Here is a 25,969-nt window from a genome sequence, read left to right as displayed (position 1 = left end):
TACCTCGTGACGGGTTGTTATTATCGTTTTTCATGACACCGGTATCGTGGTTCATGACAGCGGATACTGGGGCTCAGGGAACCTCAGGCGCCATGGCGACATTGCGGGCAGATCGCGTTCACCTTCGGTCAGTCATGGGCGAGAACCCTGGCAGGAGACACCACCACGGCATGTCATCTGGCCCCCGCCGGTATGCGACTTTGTGGGAAGAATCCATGCTAGAGGGCCCCCGCTCGCGAGACAAATAAGATCTCGACGTCGTCTGGATAAGCAGAGCTAATGCCTGAGCTGAGAAAGCGAGGCCTCAGGTCACGGTCTCTCGACAGATGCACTATCCAGTCCGGCTCATCCGGTCCGTCTCATCCAGACAGACAAAAGCCCCCGCGAGTCAACTCACGGGGGCTTGGGGTCTGACGGTCTCGCGCAGAGACTCGCTGTCAGCCGGCAGACTGGGTCAGGCGCAGCTGATGCAGGTAGTGCATATGGCGCTCGTACTGTTCGAGCAGATCATTGATGACCTGGTCCTTGCTGTAGCCCATCAGATCATAGGACTGGCCGCCTTCCTTGAGGAAGACCTCGGCACGACAGTAATCCTCTTCATCGCCTTCGTCTTCCTGATCCAGATTGAGATCCGGACGCAGGTGGGAGCGAATGCGCACGCCGTAGATGAAGTCATCTTCCTCGCCATGGCGCGCATTGAAGTAGACGCGATCACGACTGATGGTGACTTCCACCTCCAGCCCCTGACCACGCAGCTCTTCCGCCAGCTCCTGCATGCCCTGCGCGACGGTACCGCGCAGGAACCCCCGCACCATGGCGCGCGTCGGGAAGCTCATCAGGTGCTGGGCACGCTTGCGCCAGTTGCCCTTCTCGCCCATCGGGGTCGCCGCTGCCGTGTTGACGGACAGTGAACGCCGCTTGACGGACTCGAGATTGAGCTGGCGCAGCAGCCCGAAGATCGACGCCAGCAGGATCATCCCGAACGGCAAGGCAGTGGCGATGGTGGCCGTCTGCAGTGCGCCCAGCCCACCGGCCAGCATCAGGACGATCGCCAGAATGCCCACCGCGAAGGCCCAGTAGATACGCTGCCAGGTCGGAGTATCTTCCCGCCCGCCGGAGGCCAGCATGTCGACCACCATCGAGCCGGAATCCGCGGATGTCACGAAGAACACGATGACCATCACCAGCGCGATCACCGAGGTGATGGACGCCAGCGGCAGCTGCTCGAGGAAGGTGAACAGGGCCAGCGAATAGTTGTCGTTGACGGTATCGACCAGCGCCGTGACGTTCTGCTCCATGATCATCGAGATGGCCGTGTTGCCGAAGATGGTCATCCACAGCAGGGTGAAGCCGGCCGGCACGAACAGCACGCCGATCACGAATTCCCGGATGGTACGACCGCGCGAGACACGCGCGATGAACATGCCGACGAACGGAGACCAGGACATCCACCAACCCCAGTACAGCAGCGTCCAGCCACCGATCCAGTCGTTGGGCTCATAGGCATAGAGTTCGAAGGTCTTGCCGACGATATCGGCCATGTAGAAACCGGAATTCTGCACGAAGGCCTTGAGCAGGAAGGCGGTCGGCCCGAGCAGCAACACGAACAGCAACAGCACGACGGCAAGCCCGAGATTGACCTCGGACAGGATGCGGATGCCCTTGTCGAGCCCGGTCACCACCGAGATGGTCGCAAGGCCGGTGATCACGACGATGATCGCCACCTGGGTCCAGTCATTGTTGGGCATGCCGGTCAGGTGCGAGAGCCCGGCGTTGACCTGTGCCACGCCGTAGCCCAGCGTGGTGGCAACCCCGCAGACGGTGCCGACGATGGCGAAGATGTCCACCGCATGGCCGATCGGCCCATGGATACGCTCACCAATCAGCGGATACAGCGCGCTGCGCAACGTCAGCGGCAGTTCATGGCGATAACTGAAGTAGGCCAGAATCAGCGCGACGATGGCATAGATGGACCAGGCGTGAAGCCCCCAGTGGAAGAAGGTCAGCTTCATCGCTTCGCGCGCGGTCTCCACCTCTTCAGGGGTACCGGTCGGCGGATTCAGGAAATGCATCACCGGTTCGGCGACACCGAAGAACATCAGTCCGATACCCATGCCAGCCGAGAACAACATCGCGAACCAGGTGACGTTGCTGTAGTCCGGCAGCGAGTGATCCGGACCAAGACGAATCTCGCCGTGGCGCGAGAAACCGACATAGATCACGGAAATGAGAACGATCGCGACACACAGGATATAGAACCAGCTGACGGTATTGGTGATCCAATGCTGGACCGAGTCAAATACCGACATGGCCGTGTCCGAGAACACTGCCGTGAAGATCACCAATAGCAGGATGATGGCGTTGGCGCAGAAGAAGACTGGCGGATTGACCTTGGCAAACAGGCCTGAACGAGACTCCTTGCCGGGCTCTCCGCCACCCGCAGCAGGGGTTGAACGCATGGGCATTTCCTAGTGGGTGTATTGGCGAGACAGCGTGGGCACTTGATGTCCCCTGGCTGCCTCAACGCGCATATCCATAATGAAAAGTCGTCATCAATGGCGGCGCGGATAATACCACTTGATGGCAACACGCCCAACGCCATGGACACGCCATTGCGGGGTATCACGACATCATCAGATATCATTTCTTTGCGGGTTGCTTGCACACTGAACGAGCGCGGCAGGCGCATAATCGGCGTGACGGATTGATGCAGAGGAGTTGAATGCATGAGCAGAAAAGGATCCACGCGCGGCCTCGCGCTGTCACTTGCCCTGTTGACTGCCCTGCCGGCCGCATCGGCAATGGCCGGTCCGGGGCACCCACGTCTGGATGGCCCGGATATCTTCATCGGGCATGGTGGCCCTGGGCCGCTGGTACGCTGGGCCCCGGGCGGCCCCGGCCACGGGCATGGACTGCCGGCAGGCGCTCGCGGCATCTGGGTTGGCGCCACTCTCTACTACCTGGCGGCGGGCACCTATTACCTCTGGGAGGCCAGCCAGCAACAGTACCTGCCGGTCCAGGCCCCTGCTCCGGCGACGCTCTCCGCCCCCGCGGTGGATGTCATCGCCTATCCCTCCAAGGGGCAGAGCTCGGACCAGCAGGCCAGGGATCGCTACGAGTGCCATCGCTGGGCCAATCAGGAAAGTGGCGCGGATGCCAATTCCGCCGCCCCGCCGGTGACCGCCGGCAATGCCGACACCTATCGTCGCGCATTGAGTGCCTGCTTCAGCGGACGCGGCTACAGCGTGCAATAAGTCAGCCGGCGCGAGTCATCCCTCCGCATGCATGCAAAAAGGCCCGCCACCTCATCGTGGCGGGCCTTTGCTTGCCTGCTTGCAGAAGACCTGAAGGCCTGGTGACGTGAGTCCTGTGCTTGTGTCGTGAGCCTTGAAGCGAAGCGTCAGCCGCGACGCTTCTGGTGGCGCTCGCGGTTGTTGTCACGCGCCGCACGGGATTTGCGCAACATCACCAGCGTTGCCCCCAGGCCACCATGACGCTGCGGAGCACTGCTCCAGGCTTGCACCTCCGGCATCTGTTGCAGCCAATGCACCAGGTAGGAGCGAATCAAGGCAGCATGCGATTCGCCATCACGCCCCTTGCCATGGATCACCAGCAGCGAGCGCAATTCACTGCCCCAGGCATCCTGAATGAAGCGATGGACCTCTCGACGACACTCGATCAAGGGCCGACGCATCAGATTGAGCTGTGCCTCAGGGGGGTAGCCGCCCTGACGCAGACGGTCCAGCACGCCCACCTGAATGCCATCACGCCGATACTCGACCGGATCATGCGGCGACAGATGCTCCACGTAACTGTCTGACAACCCATCCAGCTCATTGCCCAGCGCCTTCTGGGCCTCTTCCCGACGGGCCAGCTGTGCTTCGCTCGGTGCCCTGGGCCCCGTGGCCACATCCGCGCGATCCTTGCCACGCGTCAGAGGAGCAACACCTTGCATCTCACGACTGAACAGCGCATCCGCTTCATCAGGGGTAATCTCGCGCGAATGCGCTGCCGACATCATTGCAGGGGAAAAACGTGACATGGCACCCTCCAGTCTTCACCAGGACGTGGCAATCAGAGAGCAGGTCGTCATCAAGACCTGCCTGCGCCCGGGGCGGTGATTGGCCCCCCCGGGGACGCAGAGGACGCAAACGACGACGCCCCGAGACAGAGAATGCCTCGGGGCGTCAGCCAAGCTCAAGCGTCCATGCCAAATTCGTGCGTCCACACGTCTGGCGTCACGACGGGATCAGTGACCCGTCTTGAGCTGTTCCCAGTACTTCTGATAGATCGACAGCGCATCGCCGACATCGGTCTGGAACTCGCCACGTGCGAGATCCTGCTGAGTCGGGAAGACCACCGGGTTGTCACGCACCTCGGGGTCCATCATCTCCTTGGCGGCAAGGCTCGGCGTGGTGTAACCCACGTATTCGCTGATCTCCTTGCTGACTTGCGGGCTGATCAGATAATCGATGAACTGATAGGCCGCATCGACGTGACGCGCATTGGACGGGATGGCCATGGTGTCCATCCACAGAATGATGCCTTCCTCGGGATAGACGTAATTCACCGGTACGCCTTCCTCATTGGCCTGGTAGACCTCACCGTTCCAGATCAGACCGGCATCGACCTCGCCCTGCATGAACGGCACACGCGCCGCATCGGAGTTGAAGGCGCGAACATTGGGCATCAACTCGGTCAGCTTCTCGTAGGCTGCCTTGATCTCGTCCGGGTCCGTGGTATTGCCGCTGTAGCCCAGGCTTGCCAGCGCGACATGGAAGACCTCGCGCATGTCATTGGAGAGCAGCAGCTTGTCACGATACTTGTCATCCCACAGATCGTTCCAGCTGGTCAGCGCGCCCTCTTCGACATAGTCCGGGTTGTAACCGATCCCGGCGCTGCCCCACATGTAAGGCACGCTATATTGATTGCCCTTGTCGAAGTCGCGGTCGACCAGGTTGGGATCGAGATCCTTGAAATGGCTGAGCTTGCTGACATCCAGCTTCTGCAGCAGATTCTCGCGCGCCATCTTGTCGATGTAATACGTCGACGGGAAGACGAGATCGTAGCTGTTGTCGCTGTCCAGCAGCTTCAGCTTGGCGTACATCGCTTCGTTGGAATCGAAGGTGGAATAGATGACATCGATACCGGTCTGTTCTTCAAAGCGCTCGATGACCTCATCGGGCATGTACTCCGTCCAGTTGTAGACGTAGAGCACCTTGTCGCTGTCATCCGCGGCCAGAACGGGGGCGGATGTCGCCACGGATGCCAGGCTGACGGCAGCCATCAGGCCAGCGGCGCGCAGCGGGAAACGGGAACCTTGCATGTTATTTTTTCTCCTTGATCAACCACTGGGAAATCACCAGCAGACAGAGTGACAATCCAAGCAGCAGAGTTGCCAGTGCATTCACTTCAGGCTTGAGCCCCAGGCGCACCATGGAATAGATACGCAGCGGCAGAACTTCAAAGGTCGGACCGGTGACGAAGGTCGAGATCACGACATCGTCCAATGACAGGGTAAAACTGAGCAGCCAACCCGAGGCTATCGCCGGCATCAACGCTGGCACCAGCACATGCCAGACGGCTCGTGCTTCGCTGGCCCCCAGATCACGTGCGGCCTCCAGCAATTGCGGATTGATCCCCGACAGGCGCGAATACACCGTGATCACCACGAAGGGCAGACAGAAGGTGGCATGAGAGACCAGCAACGAGAGGTAGCCCAGCTGGATGCCCAGGGCGATGAACAGCGCCAGGAACGCGATCGCCATCACGATGTCCGGCATCATCATCACGGTAAACAGCATGCCGTTGAGCAGCGGCTTTCCCCGGAAGCGATAACGGTACAGCGCCGTGGCGGTCAGGGTGCCGATCAGCGTGGCGAGAGTCGCCGCCGTCACGCCCAGCCACAGGGTATTGAGCGCAGCATCCATCAGATTGGCGTTGCCCAGCAGCTTGTCGTACCAGCGCAGACTGAAGCCACCCCAGAGGAACGGATTGCGCGAATCATTGAAGGAAATCCCGATCAACACCAGGATCGGCACATACAGCAGCGTGAAGATCAGCGTCATGTAGCAACGACTGAACACGCGCAGGGGGCGGCTCAGGCTCATAGTGTCACCTCCCGCTTGAAGAGCTTGACGCTGCGGTAATACGCCAGCAGCAGGAAGGCCATCACCAGTGTCAGCATCACGCTGATGGCCGCCCCGAAGGACCAGTTGTTGGCTTCCAGGAACTGTCCCTTGATGATGTTGCCGATCAAGGGATGACGCGAGCCACCCAGCAGATCCGACACATAGAACATGCCCATCGCCGGCAGGAACACCAGCAGCACGCCGGCGATGATGCCGGGCATGGTCAGTGGCAACACCACATGACGGAAGGTGGCCAGACCATTGGCGCCGAGATCGCGTGCCGCCTCCAGGGTCGGACGGCTGAGCTGCTCGAAGACGGCATACAGCGGCAGGATCATGAAGGGCAACAGCATGTAGACCAGCCCGATGATCACCGCCTCCTCGGTATACAGAAGCCGCAGGGGAGTATCGATCAGCCCCAGAGTCATCAGCACATCATTGAGCAGCCCACGAGTCGCGATCAGCGTGCGCAGGGCATAGATGCGAATCAGCGAGTTGGTCCAGAACGGGATGATCACCAGCAGCAGCAGCAGCGGCTGCATCCGGGGGCTGGCACGCGAGATCATCCAGGCGAACGGATACCCGAGCACCAGGCAGATCAGGGTCGAGACCAGGCCGATCCACAGCGAATGGCCAAACACTCCCAGATAGACCGGACTGATCATCTGGCCGTAATTGGTCAACAAGCCTTGCCAGAGCGTGGCAGGCGAGATGTCGCCACTCAGTAGCTGTCCACTGCCCTCGGGCATCAGGCTGACCAGTACCACCAGCAAGGTGGGCGCCAGTACCAGCACGATCAGCCAGCCCCAGATGATGGTCAGCGTGGCCGTCTTGAAGGGATTGCGCACCACACTCATGCCCCCGCCTCCACGGGGGCATCATCCGGCAGGATGATTTCCCAGTCCGGCACCCAGCTGACCTTGACGCGCTCACCGAGACGATAATCGAAGTCCGGATCATCCTCATCGAAGAACTCGCTGGCCAGCAACTGCTGACCACTGTCGAGCTCCAGCACCGTATCCAGCGTCATGCCCTTGTAGTTGCGCTCGATGACACGGGCCGCGAAGCCTTCGCTGTCCTCGGCGGACTTGAGTCGCATGTCCTCCGGGCGCAGCAGCACCTGCACCGCCTCGCCACCCAGGTATTCGCGGCCGTGGCTGCTCAGTTCCAGCGACTTTCCCAGCACCTCGACGTGGATGCGCCCCGGCGTTGTGGAAGGCCGCTCGACGCGTGCCGCCAGCTGATTGATCTCGCCGACGAAACGCGCCACGAACAGCGTGCTCGGCGACTCATAGACTTCACGCGGCGTGCCGATCTGCTCGATCCCCCCTTCCCGCATCACGACCACACGATCGGACATGGAGAGCGCTTCCTCCTGATCGTGGGTGACGAAGACGAAGGTGATGCCCAGACGGCGCTGAAGACGCTTCAGTTCATTCTGCATCTGCTTGCGCAGCTTGTAGTCCAATGCCGAGAGCGGCTCATCCAGCAGCAGGACACGCGGGCGCTTGATGACGGCGCGAGCAATGGCGACACGTTGCTGCTGGCCACCGGAGAGCTGGTCCGGACGACGGTCGGACAGATGCGCCAATTGCACCATTTCCAGCGCTTCACGCACACGCTCGTGGATCTCGGCCTTGGGCACCTTCTCCATGCGCAACCCGAAGGCCACGTTGTCGTAAAGATTCATGTGCGGAAACAGCGCATAACTCTGGAAGACGGTATTGACCGGACGCAGGTGCGCAGGCGTGTGCTGCAATGCCGCGTTCTCGAGCGTGATGGTACCCGCATCAGGGTCCTCGAAGCCTGCGATCAAGCGCAGTACGGTCGTCTTGCCACACCCTGAGGGGCCTAGCAGGGTCACGAACTCACCATCCTTCAAATCCAGATCCAGGCTGTCGAGCACCTTGCGCTCGCCAAACGTCTTGGTGATGGAGCGCAACTTGACCAGTGGGGTCGTCTCAGGAGCAGAGCTATTCATCGGCAGGGGGTCACCTCCAGCGGGAAACGCGCGCGTCTCCCTGATACATGAAATGGCGCGCCGGAAATGACGCGCCACACTGTCGAGTCTTCTTCAGTTCCTGCGCGACCTGCGCGCAGAAGGTCCAGCTCAGGATCTTCGCCGCTGCGCCACGGCGGTCATGCAAGCCGTTGGCCATGCTGGGATGGCTATGCGCGCGGCAACAAATCCTGAGCGACGAAACATGAAAAGGCCCGTACCGGAGTCGGGCCTTTTGCATTGCCTGGCAGCTTGCATCCTCCAGCCTCAGGCAGGTCGTGAGGTGCGCATTCTGCCCACTCGAGGGCCTGCTGTCATCTCGCATTCACCCAGGAACAACTCACGTCGCCATGGAGGAGGTGGATGACGGATTCGTCGGAAGGGGGGCGCCGGTGTGGTCAGAGCCAGATTCGACCTCACCGACACTGGGCAGAACCTCCACCAGCCCACAGTCCATGCGTTCCTTCTCGGCCTGACGCGCCTGAGCCAACGCTTCTCGCAACGGCTCCAGACGAGGGTGCGGCGCTTCGCCGGCCTCGCCTGCCGGCAGATCCCAGGGCAGCGCTCGCGCCAGCTCCCAGAGCGTATAGTGATTGAGATCACGCCCCAGCACCCACTGACCATCCTGGGTCTGGCTGGCGATGTTCTCCTCAATCAAGGGCTTGAGTACACGACGATAGCGGCTGCCCAATACCTCGGTCAGGCTGTCATCCGAGAGCGGCTCGCCCCGTTCATGCGCATCCTTGAGCAGCATGACGGCCCCCAGGGTCTGCCAGAACGGTGGCCAGCGATGCCAGTCAGCGTTGGAGCGTTCCCCCATCCAGGCCGCCACTTCCGCCCCCAGCAACACGATGCACCAGGACAGGAAGACCCACAGCAGGAACAGTGGCACTGCCGCGAAGGCACCATAGATGGCCTGATAGGACGGGAACTGCGTGACGTAGAACGAGAACCCGGCCTTGGCCAGTTCCAGTGCCAGAGCTGTCGTCACCGCTCCCACGGCCGCATCACGCAGGCGCACCTTGCAATTGGGTACCGCGGCGTAGATGAAGGTGAAGGCCACCGCGCTCAACAATGGTGGCAACAGGCGCAGCAATACCGCCTTGCCGCCCAGCATCGAGGCCGCTGAATCGAAGAACGACAGCGAAGTCAGATAGGAAGACAGCAGGAAACCGGACCCCAGCATCAGCGGCCCGAGTGTCAGGACCGCCCAGTACATCAGAAAGCTCGACAGCCCCTTGCGCCCTTCCGGTACCTGCCAGATGGCATTGAACGCCCCTTCGATGGTGATCATCATCAACACCGACGTGACGAACAGAAAGATGAGGCCCACGGAGGTCAGATTGCGAGCCTGACCCGAGAACTCATTGAGGTACTCAAGCACCGTCTCGCCGGTGGAGGGCAGGAACTGGGCAAAGACGGTGGTCTGCAGTTGCTGCCCGACACCGTCAAAGCTCGGGATGACGGCGAACATCGAATAGATCACCGTCATCAGAGGCACCACCGCGAACAGGGTGGTATAGGTCAAGGCGGAGGCAGTCTTCTTGCCATCGTGATAGTTGAAACGTGAGACCAGCTTGAGGACGACCCCGATGGCAGGCGTCATCCGCTTGAGTTGTGGCAGTTGTGGCATTCTCATGCGCCCCTCTACAATGCATCCCTGATGTGAAGCTGCCGTCAGGAATCACTGACGGCACAGTCCATTCGCCTTACCGCCTGTCCGGAAACGGAGACAGTCATGCCAATGCTGAAACTCTATCACAACCCGCGCTGCTCCAAGTCACGCGAAACCCTCGCGTTGCTGGAGTCACGCCTGAAAAGCGACGAATTCGAGACCATTCGTTACCTGGACACCCCGTTGAGCCGTGAGCAGCTGAGTGCGCTGGCCGCTCGACTCGAAGGCGGGGCGAAAGCCCTGACGCGAGAGAACGAGAGTGACTGGAAGGCGCTCGCCCTTGAGGAACCCGATGATGCACGACGTCTGGACGCCATCGCTGCCACGCCCAGGTTGATGCAACGCCCGATTCTCGATGACGGAAAGCGCGCCATCATCGGCAGACCACCGCAGGATGTACTCGCCCTGCTCGACGACGCCTGATCCCTTCGTGACCTGAGGACGCCCATGTCAGCTGACACCCATTCCAGTACGTCCCCCGATACGACACCCTATGTGCTCGTGCTTTATTACTCGCGTCACGGTGCGACCCAGACCCTGGCGGAGCAGATCGTCGCTGGCATCGAGTCCATTCCGGGAATCGAGGCCCGCCTGCGCCGTGTCCCCGAAGTCTCGACGACCTGCGAGCAGACCACGCCGGAAATCCCCGACAGCGGTGCCATGTATGCCACCCTCGATGACCTGCGTCAGTGCGCAGGCCTGGCACTTGGCAGCCCGACCCGTTTCGGCAACATGGCCGCTCCGCTGAAGTACTTCCTCGACTCCACCAGCGAGCTGTGGATGAACGGGGCACTGATCGACAAGCCTGCCACCGCCTTCAGTGCCTCAAGCTCACTGCATGGCGGTCAGGAAACCACCTTGATGACCATGCTGGTGCCTCTTCTTCACCACGGCATGGTCTATGCGGGTGTGCCCTACAGTGCCACTGAATTGCTGGAAACCACCCAGGGCGGTACGCCCTATGGCACCACCCATGTCAGCGGCAAGCGCGGTGACAATGACGTGAACGACCATGAGAGACGCCTGGCCGTCGCACAAGGCAAGCGCATTGCGCGTCTGGCCCTCGCCATGCAACCCCTCAGGGAGAACCGATAGATGCGCGCCTGGCTTGAACGAATGGAACGTGAACAGGGCCTCGACACCCTCGAGGCCAAGAGCCGCCGCGGCGTGATCGTGAGCTTCGCGGCCCTGGCCGTCATCCTGCTGGTAGGTGGCATCCAGTTGATGGCCCAGAGTGACAATACCGGCCTGGTGCCGTTGTTGATTCGCCTGCTGCCCATTGCCCTTTTCCTGCCCGCCGTGCTGACTCGTCGCGCCCGCGGCCACGTCTGGCTGGCCTTCGTCAGTCTGCTCTATCTCATGCAGGGCGTGATGCTGGCCAGCGTACCCGGCCATGGGGTGATCGGCATACTGGAGGCGCTGGCGGCACTTGGCCTGTTCCTCGCCAGCATGGCGTATGCTCGCTTTCGCTCGCGCAATCTGAAGCGTCAGTCTCAGTCGTGATGCGGGCCGGCACCCCCATGGGGTAAAAGGCCGCCGACGAGGACCTGACAGATAGCGCCCCCTGGGCGCTATCTGTCATCAGGCCTGGCGCTCTGTCTGCACGACCGGCGATTCATTCGATGTTCCTGTCCCTTCGCTCATTTCTGTCCCTGTCTCTTTCCGCTTTCCGCTTCCAACTTCCCGCTTCTCTTTTTCCTCTCCCCCTTTCTCCTCGACCTCAGCGCTTACCCCTTGAAGATGGGCGGAGGATTCCAATGACAGATCAGCGCTCGACGGTGGTTTGCTGGGCAATTGGCGCTAGAATCCAGAGGATTGCACTGCAGAGTGCCACCTTGGCCGCATCGCCACACCATCATCGTCACGCTATGCTGATTCATCTGACCCCCTTCGGGATCGGGTCGTCACGCAGCCTTGCGTGATGCCAATGCCCATTGAGCCGACAGGAACCCCGTACGCCTCATGCCTACGACACCCACCACCGATGGCGTGACACGCACCCTCGACGACGGTGCGCACTCCCTGGAGATGGCCGAGCCTGAATCGATCACCACGGCCAGCGCATGGCGTGAGGCGCTGCGTCAGACGCTACCGGTGATGTTCGGCTATATCCCGCTGGGAGCCGCCTTCGGGGTGCTGTTCACCCAGTTACCCCTGAGCCCCTGGCTGGGACTCTTGATGTCGGTGATCATCCTGGCGGGTGCCGGGCAGTTCCTGGCGGTCGCTCTGCTGGGCGCTGGAGCGAGTGTCACGGAAGTGGCCGTCGCCACCCTGCTGCTCAACTCACGCCACCTGTTCTATGGCCTGTCATTGCTGGAGCGTTTTCGCGAGGCCGGAATCGCCAAGCTCTATCTCATCTTCGGTCTCACCGACGAGACCTACTCGCTGCTATCCAGCCTGCCGCGCAGCGGTGAGCGGGATGACAAGGCCGCCAGGCGCAATGATCAGCGTCTGATGCTGCGCATTACGGCGCTCAACCAGCTGTGGTGGGTATTGGGGACCGCACTGGGGCTGGCGGCCGGCCAGCTTACCTTTGACAGCAGCGGCATCGAATTTGCCCTCACCGCCCTGTTCGTCGTGCTCGGCATCGAGCAATGGTACGCATTGCGGGAACGCTGGCCCTTCCTGCTGGGCCTGGTGATCACCCTGGCGGGGCTATGGGTGCTGCCCCAAGACCAACTGCTGCTCGGCAGCATCGCCGCGGCAAGTGTCCTTCTGCTCGGCCATTACCTCCATCAACAGCGCTCTCTGAGCGACGGGAGCCGGACACGATGACAACGACCCAGGCACTGCTGCTGATCGGCGTGGCCGCGCTGGCGACCTTCGCGACACGCGTGACCCCCTTCCTGTTTCTCTCACGCCATTCCGCACATCCCTTGATCCTGCACATGGGTCGCTATCTGCCGGCCATCGTGATGGTCGTGCTGATCATCGTGTCCCTGTCTGCCATGTCGTTGCCCGGCGACTCCCCCCGTGATCTGCCCTCCACGCTTGCTCGCAGCGAGCTCTGGCGCGACTGGCTGATGCAGGCCGAGGGTGCCGGCATGCTGATATCCGCCGCCTGCGTGGCCGGCCTTCACCTCTGGCGACGCAATGCGCTGCTCTCCATCGCCGTCGGTACCGGTCTTTACATGGCGTGGGTACAGCTCGGCCCCATGGCACAGGCCTGAGGCCCTTGCGATCTGGCGCTCGACGGTACACAGTCCTTACATTACATGAGCAATTCATCAAGGGAGCCCACCATGAATCGCGATATCGCTGACGTGCGCAGAACCTACTCCGGTGATGGCCTGAATCTTGACAACACCCCGGCCGAACCCTTCGAGCAGTTTCAGGAATGGCTGACCAGCGCACTCTCCGCCGATGACAACGATGCCAATGTGATGACGTTGTCCACCGTGGACAGCCAGGGCAAGCCGCACGCGCGCATCGTGCTGCTCAAGGGATACGACGCACAAGGGTTCATCTTCTATACCAACTATCAGAGCCACAAGGGCAGCGAACTGGCCAATGTGCCGCATGCGGCCCTGACGTTCTGGTGGCCTGGCATGGAGCGCCAGGTCCGTATCGAGGGTCGCGTGGAGAAGGTCTCGGACGCCACCTCGGACCACTACTTCGCCTCCCGTCCCAAGGAAAGCCAGCTGGGGGCCTGGGTCTCGCAGCAGAGCGTCGAGATTCCGGATCGCGACTGGCTCAGCGAGAGACAGGGCCGCTTCGAGAAGGTCTATGCCGACAGTGATGTCCCGCGCCCTGAGCACTGGGGTGGCTATCGCGTGGTGCCCGAGATGATCGAGTTCTGGCAGGGCCAGCCATCACGCCTGCACGACCGGGTCCGCTATCAGCGTCTGGATACCGAAGACAATGAGTGGCACAAGGTGATGCTCGCACCGTGAGTGGCACCTGATCGCCACACGCTCTCGAAGGCTCCGCCATGGCGGGGCCTTTTGCGTGAAGGCGCCTGCGTGCTGATCGAAACACGTATGCCCCTTACGCCAAGCCCCTCGCGCCATGCCCCTCGCGCCATGCCCCTCACATCACGCCATGCGGCACCCGCGATGCGATCCCGTCGACGCGGCATGCGAGATTAAGCATGACTTGCCCTGCGCCGTGCCAGAACAGACAATGGCCGGCTTTTCGGTGCAGGGCATGCTCAGGTCGGCGACAGCTGCACGGCTCATGTTCTGCATACACCGTCACATGTTTACAGGAAGGGAGGCCACATGGCCTGGGACGACAGTGCAACACCCAAGGTGGCTCGTCAGACGCTGGTAGATCGCCTGCTGGCAAGCTACACACCTTCCGATCACCATGGCATCTCGCTGGTGGATCACGCCGTGGTCGGCAATGTGCTCTACACCGTGCTGGAGCATCCCCATGGTCATACCTTCATTCGCCAGCATCTGATGCAGGCTCCCCGACAGGGTGACCCCAGCCGCTGGGAATACCATATCCGGGATGAAGGCACGCCAGATATTCCGCTGCAATGCCCGCCGGCACTCCTGGCGCAGTCCACTGCCCCCGGTGAGATTGCCGCCCAGTGGCGAGAGGCGACCCGCGCCACGCGTGAGGATGTCGCGGCGCGCAAGCGCAAGATCAAGAAGCTCAGGAAAGGCGAGCGCCTTGCGGCACTGGATGGCAGCGAGGTGATCTTCGTGCGGGCTTTCACCGCCAGCCTGTTCATCGGGCGAGCTCCCGACGACACCGAGGAGGAGGAATACGAGTATCACTGGGAAGACATCGATCTGCTGGCCTCCCCGCTGCCTGACGAGTGACGGCGAGCTCGTCACCCGCCTTGCCGACCATCACCGTCGAACCGCCCATCGTCATCTGTGAGACCCCATGCAGCCACAAGCCGACCCGTTCATCGTTCCGCCCTGTCATGAGACCTACAAGGTGCTTTACGCGGATGAGGACATCCTGCTGATCCACAAGCCCAGTGGTCTGTTGAGCCTGTCCGGCAAGCATCCGCTCAATCTGGACTCGCTGCACCATCGGCTGGTCAAGGAATACCCGACCGCCAAGCTGCTGCACCGCCTGGATCTCGGCACCTCAGGCATCATGCTGGTGGCGCTCAACAAGCCGGCCAACGGCAACCTGACGCGCCAGTTCCAGGCCCGGACCATCGACAAGTCCTACCGCGCGATGCTGCTGGGACACGTCGAGCAGGACAGTGGACGGATCTCGCTGCCGATTGCCAAGGACGTGGATCGGTTCCCGTTGCAGAAGATCTGCCATGAGACAGGCAAGACCGCCATCAGTGACTATCGCGTGCTTGAGCGGCTCGAGGCCCCCAGGCGTACCCGGGTCGAATTCACGCCCGTCTCCGGGCGCACCCACCAGCTGCGCATCCACAGCCAGCAGCTGGGCCACCCCATCCTGGGCTGCGATCTGTATGCCAATGATGAAGCCTTCTTCATGGCCGAGCGCCTGATGCTGCATGCCGAGATGATCGCCTTCGATCACCCGGTCAGCGGCGAGCGCATGGAAGTCTGCAGCCCCTGCCCCTTCTGAGCGTCGCTGACGTCCCGCATCGGCGAGACGGAGGGTGAGACGGAGGGTGAGACGGAGGGTGAGACGGATGGTGAGACAGATAGACGACCCTGATAGACGAGACGCCCCCGCAGGCAAGCCTGCGGGGGCGTCTCGTCTTGGTCTTACTCACATTGATGGCAGGCCGAGGTGGACTAGACCGCTGCCATCACGATGAGGTTACTGAGCCGTTGCCGGCAGCCACTCATTGACGATATCCGGATGGCTTTCCACCCACGCCTTGGCCGTCTCGTAGGGGTCTGCATCATCTTCCTGGTTGTTGAGCATCACCTCGCCCATGTCCGCCGGCGTCCAGGCGAAGTTGTCCAGGATCGCGTAGACCTCCGGCATGTCCTCCTTGAGCCCCTTGCGTGCCAGGGTATGGATCTCCTCGGCACCGCCATAGACGCCCTTCGGATCTTCCAGGTACTTGAGGTCCCAGCGCGCGAACATCCAATGGGGGGTCCAGCCGGTCACCACGATATCCCGCTCGCCCTTGATGGCATTGCTCAGCGCTGCGGTCATGGTCGCGCCGCTACCGGTCGTGAGGTCGATATCCTCGAGATCGTAATCCTCGAGCACCTGCTCGGTGAGTCGGGTCAGGCCGGCGCCTGGCTCGATACCGACGATACGCTCATCAATCTCGTCGGCATGCGAGGTGATGTCCTCGATGGACTCGAGCTTGCTGTACGCCGGGACCACCAGGCCAAGCTTGGTGCCCTCGAGGTTGACTCCCAGGTCCTCGACCTTGGGCCCGACCTTGGCCATGTAGTCTTCATGGGTCGTGGGGAGCCACGCACCGACCATGCCATCAGCATCACCAAAGGCGACCGCCTGGAACATCGCGGCGGCGGACAGCGCCTTGAGCTCGACGTTGTAGCCCTGAGCTTCCAGCACCGCTTTCACGACATTGGTGGAGGCGACCTCGGAGGACCACTCGACATACGCCAGGGTGACATCTCCCTTGTCACCTGCCGCATGAGCCGCGCTGACACCGACCACCGAGGATGACATGGCGGCCCCCAGCAACAGTGCCTTGGCGGTGATGGTCAGATGGCTACGTGAAGTACCTTGCTTATTCATCAACTTCCCCTTTATTTGAATCTACTTATTTCTTAGGGCGAGAATTGCCTGATCGCCGATCAGGTCAGCCTTTCATCAATACAGGACCAGCAGAAAGACTGGCTGCCGCGAATGCCGTATCCCCATGCAACGTGTAAAGAACAGGAGAATGTGTCGCGGTGCAGAAATGTGGGCAAGAAACGCCCTGAAGAGATGGGACAAGCCGGCACGACAGGCGGTGCCGGCTTGTGGGTCGAGGTGAGTCACCTCAGGAGCGTGACTTCTTTTCCTTGCTCAAGGTCTGGGTCAGGCGGTCAAGCAGCATGGCCAGGATCACCACCGCGATACCCGCTTCGAACCCATCTCCAGGACGAAGACGCTGGATCGCCTTCCAGACTTCGTTGCCCAGACCATCGGCGCCGATCATGGCCGCGATGACGACCATCGACAGGGCCAGCATGATGGTCTGGTTGATGCCCGCCATCACCGTCGGCAGCGACAGGGGCAGCTGCAGCTTGAAGAGCTTCTGGCGACGGGTGGACCCGAAGGCATCTGCGGCCTCGATCAGCTCCTTGGGGACCTGACGAATCCCCAGGGTAGTGAAACGGATCGCCGGCGGCATCGAGAAGATGACCGTAGCGAAGATCGCCGAGACCGACCCGATACCGAAGAAGGGAATGGCCGGGATCAGATAGACGAAGGCCGGCATCGTCTGCATGAAATCCAGAACCGGCATGATGACCCGATAGAAGCGATCCGACAGCGCCGCCAGAATGCCCAGGGGGATTGCGATGACCACGGCCACCAGCGTCGCGATGACCACCAGGGTGAGCGATTCGATCATCGGATCCCACAGATCCAGATTCCAGATGAGGCCGAGGCCCAGGATGGAACCGATCGCCAGGCGAGTTCCCGCCAGCCGCCAGCACAACAGCGCGACCATTGCGATCAAGGCCCACTGGGGCATCCACATCAGGGCGTCATTGAGCGCACCGATGCCGGTTTCGGTGAACTTGGAAATGGCGCGGGTCACGCTGGAATAATTGTTGGTCAGATAATCCAGCCCTGCCTCGATCCAGTCACCCAGCTCTATCTTCGGAATGGTGAAACCTGTCGATTCACTCATGCATGCGCCTCCCCTGCTTCGGCCAGCTCAGCCAGTACGGACCCCTTGACCACGACTCCCATCAAGCGCGATTGCTCATCCACGACTGCCAGCGGGTGGTGATGGCCGGCAAACATCGCGAACAGGTTGTGCAAGGGCTCATCAGGCGAGACCCGACAGCAATCGGAGTGGATCAGACTGGAGAGATCCGTGAGGTTCTCACGTACAGCACGCTCGGCATCTTCTGCCGTCACGATTCCCAGAACGGTACGGTCGCGGCGCACCACGAAGAGACTGTCCAGGCCGTTTTCTCCCATCTTGCGCAATGCCGTACGGGGGCCATCATCATCTCGCGCGGTGGCACGGACATCCGTCATGGCGGACTGGGCGGTCAGAATCCGCGACATGTCCACGCCTTCGACGAAGCGCGCGACATAATCGTCAGCGGGCTCGGTGAGAATGGTCTCGGGAGTGCCGATCTGGACGATTTCACCATCCTTGAGCAGGATGATGCGATCACCGATGGACAGGGCTTCATCCAGATCGTGGGTGATGAAGATGGTGGTCTTCTTCATCTTGTGCTGCAGCGCCAGCAGCTCCTGCTGCATGTCCTTGCGGATCAACGGATCCAGTGCCGAGAAGGCTTCATCCATCAGCAGGACGGTAGAATCATTGGCCAATGCACGTGCAAGCCCGACACGCTGCTGCATGCCGCCGGAAAGCTGATCGGGATAGGCATCTTCCCATCCGTCCAGTCCTACCTGCTTGAGTGCATCACGCCCGCGCTGGAAACAGACTTCCTTCGCCTCGCCGCGCACTTCAAGGCCGTACTCGGCATTCTGTTGAACCGTACGATGAGGGAAGAGCGCAAAGTTCTGGAAGACCATCGAGAAGTGCTTGCGACGACAGCGCAGCAGCGATTTCTCATCCAGCTTGGCCACGTCCTGACCGTCGATCAGGATCTCGCCTTCTGTCGGGTCGATCAGACGATTGAGACAACGGATCAAGGTGGACTTCCCGGAGCCGGACAGCCCCATGATGACCAGCAGCTCACCTTCCATCACATCGAAATCGACATTGGACAGGCCCAGTGTCTGGCCGGTCTTTTCCAGAATTTCAGGACGTTTGAGTCCCTGGTCACGCAGAGTGAGCGCCTTGTCAGGCTGGTTACCGAACACCTTGCTCAGGTTGCGCACCCGGATCTTCACATCGCGAGTGTCAGTCATTGGCTTTCCTGTTGTGAGTGCACAGGGAAGCGTGAACAGGCTTGATCAGTCACACGGCAGGCAACGCGCTTTCACGATGTTGCGCCGCTGAGGGTGGCATAGCGCCAATCAGGCCGTCATGCGGGAGGCACCCGTCATGACACTGCCTGATACTGAGCAGAATGCCACGTCATTCCCTGCGCCAATTTCCATAAAGGATTCTTATATTTAAAATAATGATACAGAGTTATTGATATTCACTCAAACAACAACACAGCTTTATACGACGAAGGTGGCATACCACCGATCATGCCCCGACACGCGCGCATCAGGCCTTGGATTCAAGCCTCAGGCGTTGCCAATCACTGGTGGGCTCATTGAGTCGGATGCTCGCATCGATGACCTGTTCCTCCATGTTGTAACGACAGGTGAACCCCAGATGCTTCATCAGTGCACGCATCGGGTGATTGTCCATCATGATCTTGCCTACCATCTCGAGAGTGCCCAACGAACGGCAATAGCGCAGCATCTTTTCCATCAGCAGTCGTCCGATCCCCTCACCTTGCAGGTCATCACGAATGATCACCGAGAACTCCGTGCGAATGTTGTCAGGGTCATTCCAGACCCGCACCACTCCCAACATTTCACGACGTGAGCCGCCCTCCTCCTGCTCACTGACTTCACGCTCGGCGATGAATGCCATCTGGCGGTCATAATTGATCTGGGCCAGCAGCGCCAGATCGCGTTGCGTCAGGGAAGCCTTGTGATGGAAATAACGGAAACGAATGCTTTCCTCGGACAATCTGGCATGGAAAGCGGTGATCAATGGCGCATCCTCTGCACGAATCGGCCGCACTTCCACCTCGGTGCCATCCTCAAGCCGCACCCACTCCCGCAGCTCTTCCGGGTACGGCATGATGGCGAAGCGCGCGGGCTTGCCCAGATCCAGCGTGAAATCCACCGCGACGGCCTCATCACGATTGAGCAGCAACGGATTGATCTCCAGCCCCCGAATGTCAGGCAAATCCGATGCCAACTGCGACAATTTGATCAACAAGGTACACAGGCGCGCGATATCCCGCTCGGGGTCCGGCGAGTGCTCCTCGATCAGACGCGAGGCATGACTGCGCGAGATGAGCTCGCGTGCCAGCGTCATGTTGAGAGGCGGCAAGGCAACCTGGCGGTCTACCAGCACGTTGACCTTGTAGCCCCCCAGCCCGAAGACCACCACCGGCCCGAACTCCTCGTCACGCGTGATGCCCGCACTCAATTGCAGCGAATGCTTGCCGCGGCGCATCGGCTGCAGGCAGAACTCATGGATGCGGGTGCGTTCGCTGCCGCTGCGTCCCCGCTCGTCATCGCGCTCGCTCACCTTGCTGGTGATGCGACGCATGGCCAGGGCGATGTCTTCCGGGCCATTGAGATCCTGGACCACGCCAGAAGACAGACGCTGCGGGAAGCGGCGATAGCGGAAGGGCTGGCTGTTGTGCTTGTGGACCACCCGCAAGGCGAAGGGCCCCGCTGCCATCTCGGCGTCTTCCTTGCCAGCCGCCTGCCTGAGAGCTGCAATGGCCTGCGCGGCTTCGGCGGCGTCAGACACATAATGACTGGCAGCTGTCGCGATGCCATAGGTCTCCAGTACCTGAGCCGTTTCAGAATGGGTCAGCCATTCACGACCGGCACGCCGAGCGCTGTGCACCAGATCATGTGCTCGGGCGCGAATCTCGGCGCTGGTGGTGAAGGACAGGCTCGGCGGGGTCTGCTGCAACAGGGACTGCACCCGCTGGTAATCCACCATCTGCAGGAAGGCCTTGACGCCCTTTTCGGGTGAGAGATAGGTCGGGATACCCGCAGCATGGCAGGCATGACGTGCCGCCAGCGCCTGCTCGAGCCCCATCCAGCTGGTCAGCAGATTGCGCCGGAACTGCTTGCGATGCGTGATCAGGGCCTCGGCCGTGTCCTTGGATGGTGCAAGTCTTGTCGGCGCATGCACGACGAGCACCGCATCGACCCCCTGATCATTGGCCACGATGTTGACTGCGGCAACGAGGTCTTCGGGCGTGGCATTGCCCCCCAGATCCACCGGATTGCGACCGGGCAGGCTGACATCCAGCTGATCCTTGAGCAGCGCATCCCGACTCTCCTTGCTCAGCTCGGCAAGCTTGCCGCCTCCCGCCATCAGCTTGTCGATCGCCAACAGGGCCGGCCCGAGACCATTGGAGACGATCGCCAGCCGATCCCCCCGCAGCGGTTTCATGCGATTGAGCGTCTCGAGGGCATCGAACATGTCCTCGCTGTCATTGACGCGTACCACCCCAGCTCGCGCCAGCGCGACGTCCACGATCTGGTCGCGATTGGGGATGCCGGGGGTGACGTGAGTCCCGAACAGGTCGGCCTCGGGCGTGCGACCGCTCTTGATCGCCAATACCAGTCGGTTGCGAGAGGCCTCGCGCAGCGCAGTCATGAAGTGCATCGAGTCATGGATGCGCTCGAGATGCAGCAGGAGCGCCTGGGCATGCCCATATTGATTCAGGTAATCAATCAGGTCAGGCAGCATCACGTCGACGCTGTCTCCCAGCGTCACCAGATGGGAGAAGCCGATACCGCGCCCCGCCGCCCAGTCGATCATGGCATTGCCCAGCATCCCCGACTGCCCCAGATAGGCGACCTTGCCCTTGGCGACAGGCTGACCACTGAAGGAGGCATTCAGATTCCGATTGGGCACGCAGACTCCCATGCACTCCGGGCCCAGCAGACGTATTCCACTGCCACGTGCCGCCTTGAGCAGACGGCTGTTGAGACTCTCCTGATCCGGATGGATGCGCAGTCGCGCGTGGTCGGGGGCCACAGGCTCACGCCGGGCAAGCATTCCGAGCCCTTTTTCCGTCACGCGGGCCAGGGAGCTTGCCGGCGACGGTGCCACTCCTCCGGAGATCAACAGCGCGGCCTTGACGCCGCGACGCCCCAGCTTCTCGACGATGCGCGGCAAGGTCTCGGCAGGCGAGCACAGGATGGCGAGGTCCGGCATCGTGTCCAGCTCACTGATCCGGCGCACACAGGGCACTCCATGCACCGTGTCATAGCCCTTGGGATTCACCACGACAAGCGTGCCCTTGAACCCGCCTTCCAGCAGGTTTCTCAGCACCTGGCCGCCCAGTGAGTGTGTCTTTTCCGAGGCCCCGATCACCGCGATACTGGTGGGCTCGAAGAAATTGCGCAGAAATCGCATCCCCATGGAGGTGTCCTGTCAGCCGGTGCGCATCCAATGCGCGATGCCACCAGCATGCCGCGAAAGTGAGTGCCTGAACAGCAGCCGGCAGGTGCTGGAGAAGGTAGACCATCCGCCACTATCCGTGCCTACCAGTGAATCTTACTGTGAGGTTTCGAACTATCCTCAGTCTAGCGCCCAGCCAAACAGGCACATGCCGATGATCACCTCTTATATCTCTCATAGCGACTGTGGCAATCATTTCATGGGTCCGACACATCCCGAGAGCCCATTGCGCCTGCAGGCCATCCAGCGTCAGCTGGCATTGAGCGGCGTGATTCAGCATGTCCAGCAATACGATGCACGCCCTGCCACGCTGGAACAGCTGGCAAGAGTCCATCCGATGCGCCACCTGCAGGCACTCGACAAGTGCCCGCCCCAGGCAGGTCAGCTGCTGGCGCTCAGCGAGGACACCGTGATGTGTGCAGACAGCCTGGTGGCGGCACGTCTCGCGGCAGGAGCCGTCGTGCGCGGGGTCGACCAGGTGATGCGCAATCAGGCGGACAACGTCTTCTGTGCCGTGCGCCCACCGGGCCATCATGCCGAACGCGCGGATGCCATGGGCTTCTGCTTCTACAACAACGTGGCAGTAGGCGCGCTGCATGCCCGCCAGCAGTACGGTGTCAGACGCATCGCCATCCTCGATTTCGATGTTCATCAGGGCAACGGCACGGTAGATATCTTCAAGCATGACCCCGACACGCTGGTCTGCTCATCGTTCCAGAACGCCATGTACCCCTGGCGCTATCTCGAGAGCCGCTGGGAGCACATTCACAATACCCCGCTGGCAGAAGGCTGTGGTTCGCTGGACTTTCGCCATGCCATCGAAGCGCAATGGCTGAAGAAGCTTGATGATTTCAAGCCGGAGCTGATCCTGATCTCGGCAGGCTTCGACGCGCATCGTGAGGATCCAATGGCCGAACTGTGTCTCGAGGACGACGACTATTACTGGATCACGCGCCTGGCGATGGACGTGGCCAGGCGCCATTGTCAGGGACGTATCGTCTCGGTACTGGAAGGCGGCTACTGCCTGGAAGCGTTGGCACGCAGCACTGAAGCCCATGTCAAGGCACTGGCGGGTCTGCCGATGGAGGACGGGGTATCCCTGCGTCATTCGCCGCCAGCCGCGCACGCGTCACCCAAAGTTCATGCAAGGCCAGATGAGCGTGATCATCCGCTGTTCTGAGTGACCAGACATGCGAGCTCAAGAGACGCATCCCCTGTCGCCAGGAGCATCGTCGATGCCTTGCTCAGCTACACCGTGATTTCCTTGCTGTGATAAGCTGGCGAAAAAGTTTCCAATAGTAAACTTGTGAACTCCCGCCGCCATCGACCACAGCGAAGCTTCCCATGAGTACACCGACTGACAAGGATGCCGCGGTCCGGATCGCTTCCGGCCGCAAGGCCTTCGTTGAGCCCCTCAAGCTTGGAGAGAGGGTCAAGCAGATCCGTCTCGCCAATCATTGGACCCTCGAGGATGTCAGCCAGCGTACCGGGCTTGCACGCTCTACGCTGTCCAAGATCGAGAATGAACAGATATCCCCCACCTTCACCGCCGTCCAGAAGTTGATCAATGGTCTCAATATCGACCTTCCTCAACTGCTGAGTCCTCCCAAGCGACAGAGCGGCACGCTGGGCCGACGTGATCTGACGCGCCTCGGTGAAGGCAAGAGCCACCCGACCCCGACCTATGAACATGAGCTGCTTTCCTGGCAGCTGGCTCAGAAGCGCATGATTCCCTTCAAGACCCGGGTGCGCGCTCGCAGCTTCGAGGAGTTTCCCGACTGGGTGCGCCACGACGGCGAGGAATTCCTGATGGTGCTGGAGGGCAGCATTCTGCTGTATTCCGAGTTCTATGAACCCTTGCCTCTCGGGGATGGAGACAGCATCTATTTCGACTCCGACATGGGCCATGCTCTGGTTTCCACCAGCGAAGACGATGCCGTAGTGCTGTCAGTCTGCACGCGCAACGACGCCGATTGATGATACGCCCACTGGCGCAACGCTAAACCGTTCTCCAGAAGCATGTGACGTGAAAGATCTTTACCTCGCCAGAACAATGGCCTGGCGAGGCAGAGACAGCGCCTACATCATCACCGTTTAGCCTGGTGCTAGCGGGCGATTTTGACTCAGTCATGTTGTGCGGCGTCGCCTCGCCAGATGAGCTGACCACATTCACGCAGGTCATACCCTCCCAACGATTGTGCCAGCTGGATACCATTGGGCGTGGACAGATAGTCCAGCAGGCCCTGGAAAAGGTCACGGAAGTAGACATTGCGTGGCACGACCAGATCAAAGGCCTCCTCACAGACCGGCACGAAACCGAGACCGAATTCATTCGCGGCCGATAACGTCCCCGGCCCGACATCCACCTCCCCGCGCGCGACGAGTGATGCGACCTCTCGCTCCGAGTAGGCGATGGCGAGGGTGTTGAGCTGCTCCGGGCGCATCTGATGGCCGGACAGCCACTCCTGCAGGAAGCGCTGCGAACCGGCCCCCTCCTGACGCACTACCCAGCGTCGTTGAGACCCGAACAGACCACCGGGATTGATCGGCAGGTGGCGATCTTCCTGACGAATGATCAGCCCCTGGGTGCGCCGGGCCAGCCGGACCAATACCCACTGACGATAACCATCGTGCCCGCGGATCAAGGCCGGATGGCGAAGCGATGCTTCCTCGGCACGCCCCCAGTGGATGGCACAGACATCGGCTCGCCCCTGACTCAACAGATCCAGCCCCAGGCGTGTCCCGGTGACACTCATGCCATAGAAGGCACTGCCATCGTGCTGCTGGTTGAGTCGCATCGTCAGCGCTGCCAGCAAGGGGTCATCGCTACCGGTGATCATCAAGCGATCCGCCAGCACCCCATGATGGCTGGACTCCAGAATCCATTGCTCGACCAGGCGCCGCGGGAAAAGCCATTTGCCGGTGACCTTGGTGGCCGGCATGGTGCCCTCACTGGCCAGCTGATAGATCTTCTTTTCATTGAGGTGCAACAGTCGTGCGACCTCATGGACCGTCAGAAAGGGGTTGTCATGCATCGTCGCATCCCCGGAAACAGGCTGATTCATTGCTCGCCTCCCGGGCGAGACTTGCCAGCTTCACGAAGTTGATCACCGGCACGCAGCGGAGGGATGGCGTCCAGTATCATCCGACCGGCAGGGTCCACCACCTGGAAGTGGCTGCCCTTGGCACGTGCGATCAACAGCACCCCGAAGCGGCTGGCCAGCTCAACGCCCTTCTGGGTCACCCCGGAGCGTGAGACCAGCACCGAAATGCCCGCCTGCGCCACCTTGAGCACCATCTCCGAGGTCAGACGCCCCGTGGTATAGAAGATATTGGCACCCCGGTAATCCGTCTCGTCCTCGCGCACAGGTGAAAGCCAGTTCAGGCCTGCCAGGGTATCGACGGCATTGTGGCGACCGACATCCTCGATGAATGCCAGCACCTCATCATCCCGACACAGCGCACAGCCATGTACCGCCCCCGCCTTGCGGTAGGTGGCATTGTGGGCCGCGAGAGATGCCAGCAGCTGATACAGCACACTCTGCTGAAAGGGGCGATCATCAAGCGCCTCCAGCGTCTGACGCTCCAGCAGATTGCCAAAGACGGTTCCCTGGCCGCAGCCGGTGGTGACGGTACGCTTGCTCAGTCGCTGCTCGATATCCTTCGGTAGATGGCGCGTCACCACCGAGGCGCTTTCCACCTCCCAGTCCACTTGCAGCGCCTCCAGGTCTTCGATATCTCCCAACAGGCCCTGATTGCGCAGATAGCCCGCCACCAGCGCCTCAGGCTCGGCCCCCAGCGTCATCAGAGTGACGATCTCACGCTTGTTGAGGTAGATCGTCAGCGCGCGCTCGGCGGCGATCGACTGCGTCTGGCGCTGGCCTCGCTCATCCATCACGACGATATCCAGCGTGGTGGGCAATCGAGCATTGCTGATGACCGGAGGCATGGAGGTTTTCATGGCGTCGGGGTCTCCCTCTTCGAGCCGA

Annotated in this window: 24 protein-coding genes; 11 read left to right on the top strand and 13 right to left on the bottom strand. The window is 61.1% G+C overall.

The annotated features are described in order from the left end of the window. Window positions 1-437: 437 nt before the first annotated feature. A complete protein-coding gene (locus HXS65_RS11355) occupies window positions 438-2,459 on the bottom strand; it encodes a choline BCCT transporter BetT (protein ID WP_077376546.1) in 2,022 nt (673 codons plus the stop codon). A 267-nt stretch (window positions 2,460-2,726) separates the two neighbouring features. Between HXS65_RS11355 and HXS65_RS11350 the strand changes: the two genes are divergently transcribed. Continuing rightward, a complete protein-coding gene (locus tag HXS65_RS11350; RefSeq protein ID WP_176493888.1) occupies window positions 2,727-3,254 on the top strand; it encodes a hypothetical protein in 528 nt (175 codons plus the stop codon). Between the two features lie 146 nt (window positions 3,255-3,400). Here HXS65_RS11350 and smrA read toward each other — a convergent pair whose 3' ends face one another. The 6 genes from smrA to HXS65_RS11320 form a co-directional block, all read right to left on the bottom strand. Beyond that, window positions 3,401-4,042 carry a DNA endonuclease SmrA gene (gene smrA, locus HXS65_RS11345; RefSeq protein ID WP_308483181.1) on the bottom strand — a complete coding sequence of 214 codons (642 nt, stop codon included), beginning with the start codon at window positions 4,040-4,042 and terminating at the stop codon, window positions 3,401-3,403. A 207-nt stretch (window positions 4,043-4,249) separates the two neighbouring features. After that, window positions 4,250-5,326 (bottom strand): PotD/PotF family extracellular solute-binding protein, encoded by a 1,077-nt coding sequence (locus tag HXS65_RS11340; protein WP_205632690.1) that lies wholly within the window; start codon window positions 5,324-5,326, stop codon window positions 4,250-4,252. A 1-nt stretch (window position 5,327) separates the two neighbouring features. Beyond that, window positions 5,328-6,110 (bottom strand): spermidine/putrescine ABC transporter permease PotC, encoded by a 783-nt coding sequence (gene potC / locus HXS65_RS11335; protein WP_077376552.1) that lies wholly within the window; start codon window positions 6,108-6,110, stop codon window positions 5,328-5,330. Then, on the bottom strand, window positions 6,107-6,988 hold the full coding sequence (gene potB, locus HXS65_RS11330; protein ID WP_176493887.1) for a spermidine/putrescine ABC transporter permease PotB: 882 nt from the start codon (window positions 6,986-6,988) through the stop codon (window positions 6,107-6,109). The genes potC and potB overlap by 4 nt, the downstream gene beginning before the upstream one ends. Beyond that, complete coding sequence (gene potA / locus HXS65_RS11325) at window positions 6,985-8,112, bottom strand: spermidine/putrescine ABC transporter ATP-binding protein PotA (protein ID WP_077376558.1); 1,128 nt, start codon at window positions 8,110-8,112, stop codon at window positions 6,985-6,987. The genes potB and potA overlap by 4 nt, the downstream gene beginning before the upstream one ends. 358 nt (window positions 8,113-8,470) lie before the next feature. Then, the gene (locus tag HXS65_RS11320) at window positions 8,471-9,769 is read right to left on the bottom strand and encodes a YihY family inner membrane protein (RefSeq protein WP_176493886.1); all 1,299 of its coding nucleotides are present in this window, start codon (window positions 9,767-9,769) and stop codon (window positions 8,471-8,473) included. A 99-nt stretch (window positions 9,770-9,868) separates the two neighbouring features. On the opposite strand from HXS65_RS11320, the gene HXS65_RS11315 reads away from it, so the two are divergent. The 8 genes from HXS65_RS11315 (at window position 9,869) to HXS65_RS11280 (ending at window position 15,316) form a co-directional block, all read left to right on the top strand. Continuing rightward, entirely contained in the window at window positions 9,869-10,228 is a 360-nt protein-coding gene (locus HXS65_RS11315; protein WP_084208713.1) for an ArsC/Spx/MgsR family protein, read from the top strand. 24 nt (window positions 10,229-10,252) lie between these two features. After that, entirely contained in the window at window positions 10,253-10,900 is a 648-nt protein-coding gene (wrbA, locus tag HXS65_RS11310; protein ID WP_176493885.1) for an NAD(P)H:quinone oxidoreductase, read from the top strand. Then, entirely contained in the window at window positions 10,901-11,308 is a 408-nt protein-coding gene (locus HXS65_RS11305; RefSeq protein ID WP_176493884.1) for a DUF2069 domain-containing protein, read from the top strand. A 459-nt stretch (window positions 11,309-11,767) separates the two neighbouring features. Next, window positions 11,768-12,580, top strand: a complete 813-nt coding sequence (locus tag HXS65_RS11300; RefSeq protein ID WP_255304489.1) for an AzlC family ABC transporter permease — start codon at window positions 11,768-11,770, stop codon at window positions 12,578-12,580. Continuing rightward, the gene (locus HXS65_RS11295) at window positions 12,577-12,975 is read left to right on the top strand and encodes a branched-chain amino acid transporter permease (RefSeq protein WP_077376573.1); all 399 of its coding nucleotides are present in this window, start codon (window positions 12,577-12,579) and stop codon (window positions 12,973-12,975) included. The genes HXS65_RS11300 and HXS65_RS11295 overlap by 4 nt, the downstream gene beginning before the upstream one ends. A 72-nt stretch (window positions 12,976-13,047) precedes the next feature. After that, the gene (gene pdxH / locus HXS65_RS11290; protein WP_176493883.1) at window positions 13,048-13,698 is read left to right on the top strand and encodes a pyridoxamine 5'-phosphate oxidase; all 651 of its coding nucleotides are present in this window, start codon (window positions 13,048-13,050) and stop codon (window positions 13,696-13,698) included. A gap of 327 nt (window positions 13,699-14,025) precedes the next feature. Continuing rightward, on the top strand, window positions 14,026-14,577 hold the full coding sequence (locus HXS65_RS11285; RefSeq protein ID WP_176493882.1) for a hypothetical protein: 552 nt from the start codon (window positions 14,026-14,028) through the stop codon (window positions 14,575-14,577). 67 nt (window positions 14,578-14,644) lie between these two features. Continuing rightward, on the top strand, window positions 14,645-15,316 hold the full coding sequence (locus HXS65_RS11280) for an RluA family pseudouridine synthase (protein ID WP_176493881.1): 672 nt from the start codon (window positions 14,645-14,647) through the stop codon (window positions 15,314-15,316). 198 nt (window positions 15,317-15,514) lie between these two features. Here HXS65_RS11280 and HXS65_RS11275 read toward each other — a convergent pair whose 3' ends face one another. The 4 genes from HXS65_RS11275 to HXS65_RS11260 all read right to left on the bottom strand — a co-directional run bounded on the left by HXS65_RS11275 (window position 15,515) and on the right by HXS65_RS11260 (window position 21,941). Continuing rightward, window positions 15,515-16,417, bottom strand: coding sequence for a glycine betaine ABC transporter substrate-binding protein (locus tag HXS65_RS11275; protein ID WP_077376588.1), 903 nt, complete (start codon window positions 16,415-16,417; stop codon window positions 15,515-15,517). Between the two features lie 247 nt (window positions 16,418-16,664). Continuing rightward, window positions 16,665-17,522 (bottom strand): proline/glycine betaine ABC transporter permease, encoded by an 858-nt coding sequence (locus HXS65_RS11270; protein WP_077376591.1) that lies wholly within the window; start codon window positions 17,520-17,522, stop codon window positions 16,665-16,667. Further along, complete coding sequence (locus HXS65_RS11265) at window positions 17,519-18,727, bottom strand: glycine betaine/L-proline ABC transporter ATP-binding protein (RefSeq protein WP_084208718.1); 1,209 nt, start codon at window positions 18,725-18,727, stop codon at window positions 17,519-17,521. Before HXS65_RS11265 ends, HXS65_RS11270 begins: the two co-directional genes overlap by 4 nt. A gap of 307 nt (window positions 18,728-19,034) precedes the next feature. Then, on the bottom strand, window positions 19,035-21,941 hold the full coding sequence (locus HXS65_RS11260; RefSeq protein ID WP_176493880.1) for a bifunctional acetate--CoA ligase family protein/GNAT family N-acetyltransferase: 2,907 nt from the start codon (window positions 21,939-21,941) through the stop codon (window positions 19,035-19,037). Window positions 21,942-22,134: 193 nt separating this feature from the next. Here HXS65_RS11260 and HXS65_RS11255 point away from each other — a divergent pair, with 193 nt between their 5' ends. Next, window positions 22,135-23,160, top strand: a complete 1,026-nt coding sequence (locus tag HXS65_RS11255) for a histone deacetylase family protein (RefSeq protein ID WP_176493879.1) — start codon at window positions 22,135-22,137, stop codon at window positions 23,158-23,160. Between the two features lie 164 nt (window positions 23,161-23,324). Beyond that, window positions 23,325-23,957, top strand: a complete 633-nt coding sequence (locus tag HXS65_RS11250) for a helix-turn-helix domain-containing protein (protein ID WP_077376603.1) — start codon at window positions 23,325-23,327, stop codon at window positions 23,955-23,957. Between the two features lie 146 nt (window positions 23,958-24,103). Here the strand turns inward: HXS65_RS11250 and HXS65_RS11245 are convergent, their stop codons facing one another. Together HXS65_RS11245 and HXS65_RS11240 are read right to left on the bottom strand one after the other, a co-directional pair. Next, the gene (locus tag HXS65_RS11245) at window positions 24,104-25,045 is read right to left on the bottom strand and encodes a helix-turn-helix transcriptional regulator (RefSeq protein WP_254696481.1); all 942 of its coding nucleotides are present in this window, start codon (window positions 25,043-25,045) and stop codon (window positions 24,104-24,106) included. After that, window positions 25,042-25,941: a formate dehydrogenase accessory sulfurtransferase FdhD gene (locus tag HXS65_RS11240; protein WP_375782214.1), complete on the bottom strand. Its 900-nt coding sequence runs from the start codon at window positions 25,939-25,941 to the stop codon at window positions 25,042-25,044. Before HXS65_RS11240 ends, HXS65_RS11245 begins: the two co-directional genes overlap by 4 nt. Window positions 25,942-25,969: the final 28 nt, after the last annotated feature.

Origin of the sequence: Cobetia sp. 5-25-4-2 (genome assembly GCF_013374075.1) — a bacterium.
Taxonomy (GTDB): domain Bacteria; phylum Pseudomonadota; class Gammaproteobacteria; order Pseudomonadales; family Halomonadaceae; genus Cobetia; species Cobetia marina.
This window is presented reverse-complemented; position numbering and strand designations above follow the sequence as displayed.

What these genes read in the sequence shown, in the direction of transcription:
- HXS65_RS11305 (WP_176493884.1), top strand. Translation starts at nt 10,901, where the DNA reads ATGCGCGCCTGGCTTGAACGAATGGAACGTGAACAGGGCCTCGACACC.
- HXS65_RS11245 (WP_254696481.1), bottom strand. Translation starts at nt 25,045, where the DNA reads ATGAATCAGCCTGTTTCCGGGGATGCGACGATGCATGACAACCCCTTT.
- potA (WP_077376558.1), bottom strand. Translation starts at nt 8,112, where the DNA reads ATGAATAGCTCTGCTCCTGAGACGACCCCACTGGTCAAGTTGCGCTCC.
- HXS65_RS11250 (WP_077376603.1), top strand. Translation starts at nt 23,325, where the DNA reads ATGAGTACACCGACTGACAAGGATGCCGCGGTCCGGATCGCTTCCGGC.
- HXS65_RS11320 (WP_176493886.1), bottom strand. Translation starts at nt 9,769, where the DNA reads ATGAGAATGCCACAACTGCCACAACTCAAGCGGATGACGCCTGCCATC.
- HXS65_RS11275 (WP_077376588.1), bottom strand. Translation starts at nt 16,417, where the DNA reads ATGAATAAGCAAGGTACTTCACGTAGCCATCTGACCATCACCGCCAAG.
- HXS65_RS11255 (WP_176493879.1), top strand. Translation starts at nt 22,135, where the DNA reads ATGATCACCTCTTATATCTCTCATAGCGACTGTGGCAATCATTTCATG.
- HXS65_RS11260 (WP_176493880.1), bottom strand. Translation starts at nt 21,941, where the DNA reads ATGGGGATGCGATTTCTGCGCAATTTCTTCGAGCCCACCAGTATCGCG.
- pdxH (WP_176493883.1), top strand. Translation starts at nt 13,048, where the DNA reads ATGAATCGCGATATCGCTGACGTGCGCAGAACCTACTCCGGTGATGGC.
- HXS65_RS11315 (WP_084208713.1), top strand. Translation starts at nt 9,869, where the DNA reads ATGCCAATGCTGAAACTCTATCACAACCCGCGCTGCTCCAAGTCACGC.
- smrA (WP_308483181.1), bottom strand. Translation starts at nt 4,042, where the DNA reads ATGTCACGTTTTTCCCCTGCAATGATGTCGGCAGCGCATTCGCGCGAG.
- potB (WP_176493887.1), bottom strand. Translation starts at nt 6,988, where the DNA reads ATGAGTGTGGTGCGCAATCCCTTCAAGACGGCCACGCTGACCATCATC.
- HXS65_RS11295 (WP_077376573.1), top strand. Translation starts at nt 12,577, where the DNA reads ATGACAACGACCCAGGCACTGCTGCTGATCGGCGTGGCCGCGCTGGCG.
- HXS65_RS11355 (WP_077376546.1), bottom strand. Translation starts at nt 2,459, where the DNA reads ATGCGTTCAACCCCTGCTGCGGGTGGCGGAGAGCCCGGCAAGGAGTCT.
- wrbA (WP_176493885.1), top strand. Translation starts at nt 10,253, where the DNA reads ATGTCAGCTGACACCCATTCCAGTACGTCCCCCGATACGACACCCTAT.
- potC (WP_077376552.1), bottom strand. Translation starts at nt 6,110, where the DNA reads ATGAGCCTGAGCCGCCCCCTGCGCGTGTTCAGTCGTTGCTACATGACG.
- HXS65_RS11280 (WP_176493881.1), top strand. Translation starts at nt 14,645, where the DNA reads ATGCAGCCACAAGCCGACCCGTTCATCGTTCCGCCCTGTCATGAGACC.
- HXS65_RS11285 (WP_176493882.1), top strand. Translation starts at nt 14,026, where the DNA reads ATGGCCTGGGACGACAGTGCAACACCCAAGGTGGCTCGTCAGACGCTG.
- HXS65_RS11265 (WP_084208718.1), bottom strand. Translation starts at nt 18,727, where the DNA reads ATGACTGACACTCGCGATGTGAAGATCCGGGTGCGCAACCTGAGCAAG.
- HXS65_RS11300 (WP_255304489.1), top strand. Translation starts at nt 11,768, where the DNA reads ATGCCTACGACACCCACCACCGATGGCGTGACACGCACCCTCGACGAC.
- HXS65_RS11340 (WP_205632690.1), bottom strand. Translation starts at nt 5,326, where the DNA reads ATGCAAGGTTCCCGTTTCCCGCTGCGCGCCGCTGGCCTGATGGCTGCC.
- HXS65_RS11240 (WP_375782214.1), bottom strand. Translation starts at nt 25,941, where the DNA reads ATGAAAACCTCCATGCCTCCGGTCATCAGCAATGCTCGATTGCCCACC.
- HXS65_RS11350 (WP_176493888.1), top strand. Translation starts at nt 2,727, where the DNA reads ATGAGCAGAAAAGGATCCACGCGCGGCCTCGCGCTGTCACTTGCCCTG.
- HXS65_RS11270 (WP_077376591.1), bottom strand. Translation starts at nt 17,522, where the DNA reads ATGAGTGAATCGACAGGTTTCACCATTCCGAAGATAGAGCTGGGTGAC.